This window comes from Flavobacterium ginsenosidimutans (assembly GCF_037478105.1).
GTDB lineage: Bacteria > Bacteroidota > Bacteroidia > Flavobacteriales > Flavobacteriaceae > Flavobacterium > Flavobacterium ginsenosidimutans.
On sequence record NZ_CP147988.1, the window covers coordinates 1,894,181 to 1,906,490 of the forward strand.

General features: G+C 35.7%; 7 protein-coding genes. 5 read left to right on the forward strand and 2 right to left on the reverse strand.

Features of this window, described 5'->3' with window-relative positions; translation table 11 throughout:
• Positions 1-79 precede the first annotated feature (79 nt).
• Complete coding sequence (locus V6624_RS08430; RefSeq protein WP_338841541.1) at positions 80-1,075, forward strand: Gfo/Idh/MocA family oxidoreductase; 996 nt, start codon at positions 80-82, stop codon at positions 1,073-1,075.
• A gap of 200 nt (positions 1,076-1,275) precedes the next feature.
• Here V6624_RS08430 and V6624_RS08435 read toward each other — a convergent pair whose 3' ends face one another.
• Together V6624_RS08435 and dnaE are read right to left on the reverse strand one after the other, a co-directional pair.
• Complete coding sequence (locus V6624_RS08435; protein WP_338841542.1) at positions 1,276-2,247, reverse strand: outer membrane beta-barrel protein; 972 nt, start codon at positions 2,245-2,247, stop codon at positions 1,276-1,278.
• A gap of 177 nt (positions 2,248-2,424) precedes the next feature.
• Positions 2,425-6,963, reverse strand: a complete 4,539-nt coding sequence (dnaE, locus tag V6624_RS08440; protein ID WP_338841543.1) for a DNA polymerase III subunit alpha — start codon at positions 6,961-6,963, stop codon at positions 2,425-2,427.
• 490 nt (positions 6,964-7,453) lie between these two features.
• Between dnaE and V6624_RS08445 the strand changes: the two genes are divergently transcribed.
• From V6624_RS08445 to leuD, 4 genes are all read left to right on the forward strand, one after another.
• The gene (locus V6624_RS08445) at positions 7,454-8,257 is read left to right on the forward strand and encodes an SDR family oxidoreductase (RefSeq protein ID WP_111286126.1); all 804 of its coding nucleotides are present in this window, start codon (positions 7,454-7,456) and stop codon (positions 8,255-8,257) included.
• A gap of 265 nt (positions 8,258-8,522) precedes the next feature.
• A complete protein-coding gene (locus V6624_RS08450) occupies positions 8,523-9,443 on the forward strand; it encodes a helix-turn-helix domain-containing protein (protein ID WP_111286128.1) in 921 nt (306 codons plus the stop codon).
• Positions 9,444-9,961: 518 nt separating this feature from the next.
• Entirely contained in the window at positions 9,962-11,356 is a 1,395-nt protein-coding gene (gene leuC, locus V6624_RS08455) for a 3-isopropylmalate dehydratase large subunit (RefSeq protein ID WP_111286130.1), read from the forward strand.
• Between the two features lie 165 nt (positions 11,357-11,521).
• Positions 11,522-12,118 carry a 3-isopropylmalate dehydratase small subunit gene (gene leuD, locus V6624_RS08460; protein WP_111286132.1) on the forward strand — a complete coding sequence of 199 codons (597 nt, stop codon included), beginning with the start codon at positions 11,522-11,524 and terminating at the stop codon, positions 12,116-12,118.
• The last annotated feature ends 192 nt before the right edge of the window (positions 12,119-12,310 follow it).

Below are 12,310 nucleotides of genomic sequence, written 5' to 3' on the forward strand. Positions count from 1 at the left end.
AAAATAAATTCGTGAATTCGTGGCTAACTTTTTTAAATAAACCATTTATGCTAAATTTGAGAAACTAAAAACTTAAACAATGGAAATTATAAAATGGGGAATTATTGGCTGCGGAAATGTAACCGAAGTAAAAAGCGGACCAGCTTTTCAGAAAGCTCCAAATTCGGCTTTAGTAGCGGTTATGCGAAGAGACGCAACACTTGCCGAAGATTATGCCAAACGCCACAATGTTCCGAAATGGTATTCTAATGCTGAAGATTTAATTAATGATCCAGAAGTTGATGCTGTTTATATTGCTACTCCTCCATCTTCTCATAAAGAATATACCATTTTATGCGCCAAAGCAGGAAAACCTGTTTATGTTGAAAAACCAATGGCTTTAACTTTTGCGGAATGTAACGAAATGATCAGCGCTTGCAAAGAACACAATGTTCCTTTATTTGTCGCTTATTATAGAAGAGCTTTGCCTCGTTTTTTAAAAATAAAAGAAATAATCGATCAGGGAAAATTAGGAACTATCAGACACGTAAATTGTGTTTTGTACCATCCTTTTGAAGCACGTTATGACGACGAAATCAATCTTCCTTGGACGGTTTTACCTCATATTTCTGGAGGTGGAATTTTTGTTGATTTGGCTTGTCATACTCTAGATTTCCTAGATTTTGTTTTAGGTCCGATAAAATCAGTTCGCGGACATGCCACTTCTCAGTTAATGGCTTATCCTGCCGAAGATGCTGTTTCAATGTCATTTTTATTTGAAAACGGAATTCACGGATCAGGCATTTGGAATTTTACTAGTTTCGAACGTTATGACAATACCGAAATTGTAGGTGATAAAGGAAAAATCTCTTTTTCTACTTTTGGAAATGATCCCCTGCATATTCAATATGTTAATGGCGAAAAAGAAACCATTACGATTGAAAACCCGCTTCACATTCAACAGCCGTTTATTGAAACTGTTATTGCTGAACTTTTAGGGAATGAAAATGCTTCTCCATCAAAAGGTACTTCTGGCGCCAGAACCACTTGGGTTATTGATCAAGTTTTGAAGGAGTTTAGAGATTCGAAATTATAATTATCAATTAAAATACAATTTGTCATCCTGACGAAGGAAGGATCACACTTGAAACTCCGCAATCTAAATCGTCAATCTTTGTCGAGTCTCTAGTGTGATCCTTCCTTCGTCAGGATGACAGACAAGACTCAAAAAAAAGAGGATATTCTTTCGAATATCCTCTTTTTGTAAACTATAAACTATAAAAAAAATTGGAAAAATTATAGGCTGTATTTAAGACCTAAAGTTAATCCTAAACCAGAAATTCCAACATAAGAACTTAACTCATCCATTTTATCATTTGGTCTAGTTGTATCTGCCGTGTCTGACGTTGCAGTATTTGGATTGAATAATGGATTGTTAGAATTTACATCTAATTTCTTGTGATAGTTTGTATATCTCTGTGCAGTAGTTCTAGTTGCTAATGCATCTTGTCCATTTACTGTATATTCTGTAGTTTCTTTAGTCTTACCATGAACAGTAAAGTTACGGTATTCTAACTCTGCGAAAGCAGAAATGTGTTTTCCTAATTTATAAGACGTTCCTAATGCTGCCATAAATCCAATTGTTGGATTTGGCTTCACAACATCTTTAGAATAGATATCATTTTTAGCTACTTGATTAGCACCTACATAAGTCAAAAGCTCTCTATCTGTTTTAATATCTAATGTACCGTGAATTGGCACAATAACTCCAACTTTAGTATATGGTTCAAAACCATGAGCATCACCTAAAAACATTACAATAGAAGGTGCTAAATCAAATGCTTTGATTTGTCCTTCAGCTGTAAAACTAATGTATGTAGCGGCAGTAGTAGCAGCATCGTATCCATAAAGTCTATCTACAGTCTGAGCCATTGTCTTACTATTACTTATGTAGTAATTTGCAGCCATCTCAACTCCTAAACGAGTAGAAAAACGGTAACCAGCAGTAATACCACTTCTGAAACCTTGTCCAAAAGAACCAGTTATACTTTCTCTTGAAACCAATTTATTGCTAGTTAAAGTACCTGAATAAATATCTCTATTAGGAGCTTGTCCTCCTACTTCAGGAAATTCTGTAGATGCTGTTTGGTTAAAATATGATCCACCCAATTTAAAATACCAGCTTTCTGGTTTTTCTGCTTTTTCTGTTTGCGCCATTGTGGCCATAGAGCAAACTAATAATCCTAATAAAAATAGGTTCTTTTTCATAATTTTGATTTATTGATTAGTACAAACTTAGGATATTTTAACATATTCTTATGGTTTGTAAAGTTAGACTTGGAACGAAAACGTTGTAATTTTGGGCAATATTACTAAAAAACTATTATGCACGCATATTTTTAACATAAAAATTTAACATGTGTTTAAATTTTAACTGTTAATTTTTTAGTTCAGTTTAAAATTAATCTGCATTTTCTCCAATTCCTGCAATAACTCAGCTGATATTTTGATCTTCAGACGACGGCTAGGCATCGTCAATTTGGTAACTACTTTTATCTCTTCGACTTCATTTACCTCTTGTATTTTTGTATCTTCAAGTGCGGCATCTTCATTTTCATTTTCACCTTCAAAAATAGCATCATCAGAATCTTCAAAATCTGTCGGCGTTTCTACCTCAACCAGTTTTTTTATTTTTTCTAATTCCATGATTTCAAAAGTCACAGAATTCTCTCCTTTATTTTCATTAAATAAATGACTCAGCTTATGTATAAATTCAGGCTGAAGATCTTTTATATTCAATAGAACGATCAGCTTTTTAGCGAAAGCTTCTAAAATATCCTGCAATTGGCGAATCTCAACAAACTGCATTCTTGGATCTGATTTTTTACCTGTATCATGATTTACCCAACCGTCTTTTATCAATATTTTCAAAAAGGCAAAATTGTTCTGAATTAAGAAATGGCGGAATTTTAAATACTCCTCACCAAAAATCTTAAACTCATAACTTTCGTCATACCCTTCTAAGTTGAACGCTGCCCAACCTTTTCCGTTTTTAGCAACACGATGCTGTACGTTATTGATAATTCCGGCAAAATGTAAATTCTTTCCAACATATTCATTCATACTTTTCAATGCTTCCAATCGAGCATTACAGAAGTATTTCATTTCAAATCTAAAATCATCCAGCGGATGTCCAGAAATATAGATTCCGACAACTTCCTTTTCTTTAGCTAATTTTTCCATTGTGCTCCAGTCTTCACATGGCGGTACAACAGGCTCAGCAATTTGTACTTCACTGGTTTCTCCAAACAAACTTACCTGAGATGAGTTTTCATTTTCCTGAAACTTTGATCCGTAACGCATCGCTTTTTCGTAGAATGTAATTCCGTCGCCATCGTCATGAAAATATTGCGCTCTTGTTGTTCCTTCAAATGAATCGAATCCTCCCGCAAGTGCCAAATTCTCAATCGCTTTTTTATTAGCTGCACGCAAATCAATTCGCTTCGCTAAATCAAAAATTGATTTATATCTTCCGTCTTTTCTATTTTCTACAATGGTTTCTACAGCTCCAGAACCTACACCTTTAATTGCACCCATTCCGAAACGAACGGCATAATCATCGTTTACCGTAAATTTATAATACGATTCGTTTACGTCTGGTCCAAGTACTTGTAATCCCATACGTTTACATTCTTCCATAAAGAACGAAACCTGTTTGATATCGTTCATGTTATTCGAAAGTACTGCTGCCATATATTCCGCAGGATAATGCGCTTTCAAATAAGCCGTTTGGTACGCAATCCAAGCATAACAAGTCGAGTGCGATTTGTTGAAGGCGTAACTCGCAAACGCTTCCCAGTCTTTCCAGATTTTTTCCAAGACTTTTGCGTCATGACCTTTAGCAGCAGCTTGCTCCACAAACTTCGGCTTCATTTTATCTAGTACGTCTTTTTGTTTCTTACCCATCGCTTTACGCAAGACGTCGGCCTCACCCTTTGTAAATCCTGCCAAAGACTGAGACAAAAGCATTACCTGCTCTTGGTAAACCGTAATTCCATAGGTTTCAGATAAATATTCGGCACAGGCATCTAAATCGTATTTGATTTCCTCGTCGCCGTTTTTTCTTCGAACGAAAGACGGAATATATTCCAAAGGTCCCGGACGATACAATGCATTCATGGCAATTAAATCTCCAAAAACCGTTGGTTTCAGATCTTTCATGTATTTCTGCATTCCAGGTGACTCATATTGGAAGATTCCAACGGTTTCACCTCTTTGGAAAAGCGCATACGTTTCTTCATCATCAATCGGGAAATTATCTGGATCAAGATCAATTCCTGTTCTGTATTTTACCAGTTTTACGGTATCTTTTATCAGCGTAAGGGTCTTCAGACCCAAGAAGTCCATTTTCAGCAATCCGGCACTTTCTGCAACCGAGTTATCGAACTGTGTTACATATAAATCAGAATCTTTTGCTGTCGTAACAGGAACATAATTCGTAATATCCGACGGCGTAATGATTACACCACAGGCATGAATTCCTGTGTTACGCATCGATCCTTCAAGAATTTTTGCCTGCTGAATGGTTTCTCCTGCCAAATCATCTTCATTGGCAATCGCAATTAATTCTTTTACGTTATCAAATTCGTCTGAACGAAGGGCTTTTTTAACTTCCTCTTCACTCTCTGAAATAAAACGCGCCAAATTCCATTTAGACGGCATCATTCCTGGAATCAGTTTTGCAATTCTATCGGCTTCGAACAACGGTAAATCCAGTACACGCGCCGTATCACGAATAGCCGATTTGGTTGCCATTTTACCATAAGTGATAATCTGTGCTACCTGTTTTTGACCGTATTTGTTGATTACATAATCCATTACACGTCCACGACCCTCGTCATCAAAGTCGATATCAATATCGGGCATCGATACACGGTCAGGATTTAGGAAACGCTCAAAAAGTAAGTCGTATTTAATAGGGTCAATATTGGTAATTCCCAGACAATATGCAACGGCTGAACCTGCTGCAGATCCACGACCTGGCCCTACCGATACGTCCATTTTTCTAGCCTCGGCAATGAAATCCTGTACGATCAAAAAGTAACCTGGATATCCAGAATTTGAAATTGTCAGCAATTCGAAATCTAGACGTTCTTGAATTGATTCGGTAATTACGCCATATCTTCTTTCAGCTCCTCGCATTGTAAGATCACGCAAATACGCATTTTCACCACGAACACCATTGTCTTTTTCATCTTCAGGATCAACAAATTCTTCTGGAATATCAAACTTCGGAAGCAATACATCACGGTAAAGTGAATATCCTTCAACCTTATCAATAATTTCCTGAATATTGATAATCGCTTCTGGCAAATCAGCAAAAAGCTTTTTCATCTCGTCTTGCGACTTGAAGTAGTATTCCTGATTTGGAAGTCCGTAGCGGTAACCACGTCCACGTCCAATAGGTGTTGCTTGTTTTTCACCGTCCTTTACACACAATAAAATGTCGTGCGCATTGGCATCTTCTTTATTTAAATAATACGTATTGTTAGTCGCAATTAATTTGACATTATGCTTTTGCGAAAATTCAATCAGGGTTTTGTTGACGCGATTTTCGTCTTCCTGATTGTGGCGCATCACTTCTAGATAGAAATCTTCGCCAAATTGTTCTTTCCACCAAATTAAAGCTTCTTCGGCTTGGTTTTCACCTATGTTCAAGATTTTACTCGGAATCTCTCCGTATAAATTCCCAGACAAAACCATGATATCTCCTTTATATTGCTCGACAATTTTGCGGTCAATTCTCGGAACATAATAAAATCCGTCTGTATAGGCGATCGAAGCCATTTTAGCCAAGTTATGATAACCTGCTTTATTTTTAGCTAACAAAACAACCTGATAACCGTTGTCTTTTTTGCTTTTGTCTAAGTGATTTTCGCAGATATTAAATTCACAACCCACAATTGGCTTTACCTCAGTTTCTGTTGGTTCTTCACCAGCTTCAACCAAAGCTTTATTTTTTCCAGAAGCAGCTTTGTTGTGGTTCATAACAGCGCTCACAAAATGGAAAGCTCCCATCATGTTTCCAGTATCCGTCATTGCAACGGCCGGCATTCCGTTTTTGGCTGCAGCTGCGACAATATTTCCAATTCCGATAGTCGATTGAAGAACCGAAAACTGCGTGTGATTGTGCAAATGCGCAAATTTCGCTACTTTGAAATCAGCTTTATCTTCTTCTGAAACAACGGTCTGCTGACCTTCTCCTGCTAAAGCTTTAAGCTGTTCTCTGATTTTATCAGAAGCTGCTTTTAAATTAATATGTTTTAAGCCAATTAGTTTAAAAGGCTCAGCATTTCTTTCCTGAAAATCTTTAAAATATTCCTTCGGAACGTCTAATTCTTCTTTGGTGAAAACCTCTCTTCTAACCAATTCCAAGAAACAACGCGTAGTTGCCTCAACGTCGGCAGTTGCGTTGTGCGCTTCCGCGAAAGGCTGATCGAAAAGATAGCTGTGTAATTCGGTCAAAGTTGGAAGTTTGAATTTTCCTCCACGACCTCCGGGAAGCTGTAATAAAGAAGCGGTAACTTCGGTACAAGTATCCAGAACAGGCATTGAACTCATTTGAGAATCTACACCCATTCTATGGAATTCGGCTCCCATAATATTAACGTCGAAACCTAAATTCTGTCCAACGATAAATTTAGTTTTGCTTAAAGCAATATTGAATTTCTCTAAAACTTCGGCCAAAGTGATTCCATCGGCTTCAGCCAATTCAGTAGAGATTCCGTGAATACGCTCGGCGTCATACGGAATATTAAATCCTTCTGGTTTTACCAAATAATCCTGATGTTCTATAAGCTGTCCCATTTCGTCGTGAAGCTGCCACGCAATTTGTATACAGCGAGGCCAGTTGTCAGAATCGGTTATTGGGGCATCCCAGCGTTTTGGTAATCCGGTTGTTTCGGTATCGAATATTAAATACATAGAGTTGTAAAAGTCAAATTTTAAAGCTCCAAATTCCAAATCCTACACATTGCAAAACATTGACAACATGAAACATAACAAAATGCGAAATGAAAAATCGGAGGAATTCAAATTTACGCTTTTTTTACAGAAATAACGAAACTAAAGTTGTTAACAAAAGCATCCAATAAAACTGTCAAATGCAATTCTTAAAATTTTAAACACATAGAAACATAGATCTCAATTTTATAAAAAGAAGCCTAAAAAAAATCTAGATTTTTAACACATAGTCCCGAAGCCTCGGGATGTTTTTAAAATAAGTGAAACGCCTTTGCAGACAAAGAAAAACTATGTCTCTATGTGTTTAAAACAAATTACACTCAAAGTTTTTAATCCAAAAAACTTCGATTATTCATTTTGGATACTCATTGCACCAAAATGAACACTTTTAAGCTGTAGTGTATCCTGAACTTTGCTTCATCAAATTATAACAATTAAAAAAACAATAATCATGAAAACAATTTTTATCACAGGCGCATCATCAGGTTTAGGAAAAGCAACAGCAAAATTATTCCACGAAAAAGGATGGAATGTAATTGCTACGATGAGAACTCCAGAAAAAGAAACTGAACTTTCTCAATTAAAAAACGTAACGCTTTTACCTTTGGACGTTACCAATTACGATCAGATACAAACTACAGTAAAAAAAGCATTGGAACTAAGCGACATTGATATCGTTTTTAATAATGCAGGTTATGGGTTAATTGGCCCTTTAGAAAGTCTTTCTGACGATCAAATCATCAAACAATTAAACACTAACTTATTAGGAGTTATTCGTGTTACCAATGCTTTTATTCCGTATTTCAGAGAAAGAAAAAGCGGTTTATTTATCTCAACAACTTCTATTGGCGGATTAATCGCTTTCCCTTTAGGATCTGTTTACCACGCTACAAAATGGGGATTGGAAGGCTGGAGCGAAAGTATGGCTTACGAATTAAATCCGTTTGGTGTACATATTAAAACGGTTTCTCCGGGCGGTATTAAAACTGAATTTTTACACGGTTCTCTTGACACAGGAGCAAAACTTGAATATGAGGCTATGACCAACAGCATGTTTGCAAGTGTTGACACGATGTTTGAAATGGCATCAACTCCAGAGCAAATTGCTGATGTGGTTTATGAAGCTGCAACCGATGGAAAAAATCAGCTAAGATATGTTGCCGGAGAAGATGCAAAAGCACTTTACAAACAACGATTAGAATTAGGCGCTGAAACTTTCCGCACTGAATTTGGAAAACAGTTTTTAGGTTCATAATAATTCCTGATGAGGCAATCCAAGAAGCTTGAACGTTATTTTATTAAGCTCCAGCGGAGCTAAATATTTATAGAACTTCAAGCATACAGATGAAAAAGAGCTCCAGCGGAGCGAAATACAGTATTAAAATATTTCGCTCCGCTGGAGCTTTGCGATCAATATTAAATATGATTTCTATAGATATTTCGCTTCTCCGAAGCTAAAGAGATTGTTCAATACTTTTCATAATACCTCATTAGTCTTTTAATTTTCTTATTTTTATATCATGGAAAAGAAAAACAATAATCCGGAAAAAATCTCTTCTATATCGCAGTTTCATGACTTGCTTCGATTGCCAAAACCGCTTCATCCGATGGTGAGTTTGGTAGACAATACACAATTGGTCATAAATGAAGATTTGGCCAATCATGCTTTTTTACTTGATTTTTATAAGGTATCTTATAAGTTTTCGACCAACGGAAAAATGGGCTACGGTCAAGGCTATTATGATTTCAACGAAGGCGGACTTATGTTTGCTTCCCCAACTCAGTTAATTTTTACTGAAAATGAGGAAGGCGCTGAATATGGTGGTTATACACTTTTATTTCATCCTGATTTTATTCGAAATTATCCTTTGGGAAAAAGCATCAAAAAATATGGCTTCTTTTCTTATGATACCAATGAAGCGCTGCATCTTTCTGATAGTGAAAAAACAATTATTATTGGATTATTGCAGAGTATCGAAAACGAACTCAATACCGCAATAGACGAAATGAGCCAAGATGTGATTGTCTCTTATATTGATGTTCTGCTGAATTACAGCAATCGTTTCTACAAACGCCAGTTCATAACCAGAAAAACCATCAGTCACGATTTATTATTAAAAGTCGAAGAAACTCTGGATAACTACTTTAGCAATGCAGAAACCTTGAAAAAAGGATTGCCAACGGTAGAATTTCTTGCTTCACAGATTAACGTTTCAAGTCATTATCTTAGTGATATGCTTCGTAATTTAACTGGATTAAATGCGCAACAGCATATTCATTCGAAATTAATAGAAAAATCAAAAGATTTTCTGATTACGACTAATCTTTCGGTAGCAGAAATTGCTTATCAATTAGGTTTTGAGTATCCGCAATCTTTCAGTAAATTATTCAAAAAGAAAACGAGTCTTACTCCATTAGAATTTAAAAACTCCCTGAATTAATTTTTAAAAGTACTACTCTCAAAAAATCAATTTCAGCCTTAAAAAATCATAAAATTTCATAAAAATATACCTCTTGGATGTCGTAGTATTTTGGTGTTTTATTCAATCTAAATAACGCCCAAAAAACTCTCTTAAAGGCTTCAAAAAACCTTAAAAGCAACCTTTTCACAAAGAAATCAAAACTAACAATTATTACTATTTTTATTCATTTTGTTAGATTTTTTCAATCAAATCCTTATATTTTATATTGATTTTGAGATAAATTTGCAAACTATTAAAACAAAAATCAAACAAGAAAAATTAAAGCCGAAAAAGAAAAGCTAAATCAGTTTCTTAATCATTTTTCTTTCAAATTTTAGTCTGCAAAAGCCATTTGGCAATTTGTAAATTAGTTTGGGTATCGTATATAATGAAATATTGAAATTGACGCTTTTTTATCTTTTTTTACTTTTGTTTTGCTATTATAATGAACAGGAAATTGCTGTGGTTATAGAAATTACAATTAAAAAAAATAAAAAATGAGTAAGACATTATTTGACAAAGTATGGGATTCACATGTAGTGCGTAAAATTGAAGATGGACCAGATGTGTTTTTTATTGACCGCCATTTCATTCATGAAGTTACGAGTCCTGTTGCTTTTTTAGGATTAAAGTCAAGAGGCGTTAACGTTTTATACCCACAACGTACTTTTGCAACTGCCGACCACAATACACCAACCATAAACCAACATTTACCAGTTCAGGATCCGCTTTCTGCTAATCAGCTTCAGGCTCTTGAAGACAATGCAAACGAATACGGAATTTCGCACTGGGGATTAGGTCACCAAAAAAATGGAATTGTACACGTAGTTGGTCCTGAAAACGGAATTACTTTGCCAGGTGCTACTATTGTATGTGGGGATTCTCATACTTCTACTCACGGTGCTTTTGGAGCTATCGCTTTTGGTATCGGAACTTCTGAGGTTGAAATGGTGCTTTCTACTCAATGTATTATGCAGCCTAAACCAAAGAAGATGCGTATCAACGTAAACGGACAATTAAGTAAAGGGGTTGGCCCAAAAGACGTTGCACTTTATATTATTGCTCAGTTAACTACTTCTGGAGGTACAGGATATTTTGTTGAATATGCTGGTGATGTTTTCGAAAACATGACTATGGAAGGTCGTATGACAGTTTGTAACCTAAGTATCGAAATGGGTGCTCGTGGAGGAATGATTGCACCTGACCAAACTACTTTCGATTTCTTAGAAGGAAGACTTTATGCTCCAAAAGGAGAAGCTTGGACAAAAGCTGTTGAATATTGGAAAACTCTTAAAACAGATACTGATGCTGTGTTTGATGCCGAATTAAACATCAAAGCTGAAGATATCGAACCAATGATTACTTATGGTACAAACCCAGGAATGGGAATTGGTATCACAAAACATATCCCAAGTGCAAACCAAGTTGAAGGTGGTGAGGAGACTTACAAAAAATCTTTAGCTTACATGGGCTTCCACGAAGATGACGTAATGATTGGAAAACAAATCGATTATGTTTTCTTGGGAAGTTGTACAAATGGACGTATTGAAGATTTTAGAGCTTTCGCTGAAATTGTAAAAGGAAGAAAAAAAGCAGATAATGTTACGGCTTGGTTGGTTCCAGGTTCTCACGTTGTTGAAGCTCAGATTAAAGAAGAAGGTATTTTAGATATTTTGACTGAAGCTGGTTTCGTATTACGTCAGCCGGGTTGTTCAGCTTGTTTAGCAATGAACGACGATAAAGTTCCTGCTGGAAAATACGCTGTAAGTACTTCAAACAGAAACTTTGAAGGTCGTCAAGGTCCTGGTTCAAGAACTTTATTAGCAAGTCCAATTATGGCTGCTGCAGCTGCTGTTACAGGAAAACTAACTGACCCGAGAGAATTATTTTAGATTGGAGATTTTAGATTTTAGATTTCTCACTTTGTGTAATCTTCATCTAAATTTCTTCAAAATAAAATTAACTAACATTATTAAAACAAAACATTTTAGATTCTGTGTTTTAAGTTTTCAAAAGAAAATCTAAAATCTAAAATCTAAAATCTAAAATTCCAAAAAATGGCATACGATAAATTTAATATACTTACCAGCAGTGCAGTGCCACTGCCAATTGAGAACGTAGATACAGATCAAATCATTCCAGCTCGTTTCTTAAAAGCTACAAAACGCGAAGGTTTTGGAGACAACCTTTTTAGAGACTGGAGATATAACGGAGACGATACACCAAAAGCAGATTTCGTTTTAAATGATTCTACTTATTCTGGAAAAATTTTGGTTGGAGGAAAAAACTTCGGTTCTGGATCTTCTAGAGAGCACGCTGCGTGGGCAGTTTACGATTACGGTTTTAGAGCTGTAGTTTCCAGTTTCTTTGCTGATATTTTCAAAGGAAACTGTTTAAATATTGGTGTTTTGCCAGTACAAATTAGCCCAGAATTTGCTGAAACTATTTTCAAAGCAATTGAAGCTGATCCTAAAACAGAATTAGAAATCAATCTTCCAAACCAAACAATTACTTTATTGTCGACTGGTCAGCAAGAATCTTTTGCTATCAACGGTTACAAAAAGAACAATATGATTAATGGTTTTGACGACATTGATTACTTACAAGATATGAAGGAAGATATTAAAGCTTTTGCTGATAAACTTCCTTACTAAATAGAAATCTCATTCAGGATATTAGACCCGACAGGTTTCAAAAACCAGTCGGGTCTTTCTAGAATAATAGGACGCGGATGAAACTGATTTATTTTCGCAAAAGCGCGGATTGACACGGATTTTATTCTATTCAATATAAAAAAATCCGTTTTATCAGCGTCTTCGCAAAACGAATACGTAAAATCAGCGTCA

Coding starts and splice junctions, on each gene's coding strand:
- V6624_RS08430 (WP_338841541.1), top strand. CDS start 80: ATGGAAATTATAAAATGGGGAATTATTGGCTGCGGAAATGTAACCGAA.
- V6624_RS08435 (WP_338841542.1), bottom strand. CDS start 2,247: ATGAAAAAGAACCTATTTTTATTAGGATTATTAGTTTGCTCTATGGCC.
- dnaE (WP_338841543.1), bottom strand. CDS start 6,963: ATGTATTTAATATTCGATACCGAAACAACCGGATTACCAAAACGCTGG.
- V6624_RS08445 (WP_111286126.1), top strand. CDS start 7,454: ATGAAAACAATTTTTATCACAGGCGCATCATCAGGTTTAGGAAAAGCA.
- V6624_RS08450 (WP_111286128.1), top strand. CDS start 8,523: ATGGAAAAGAAAAACAATAATCCGGAAAAAATCTCTTCTATATCGCAG.
- leuC (WP_111286130.1), top strand. CDS start 9,962: ATGAGTAAGACATTATTTGACAAAGTATGGGATTCACATGTAGTGCGT.
- leuD (WP_111286132.1), top strand. CDS start 11,522: ATGGCATACGATAAATTTAATATACTTACCAGCAGTGCAGTGCCACTG.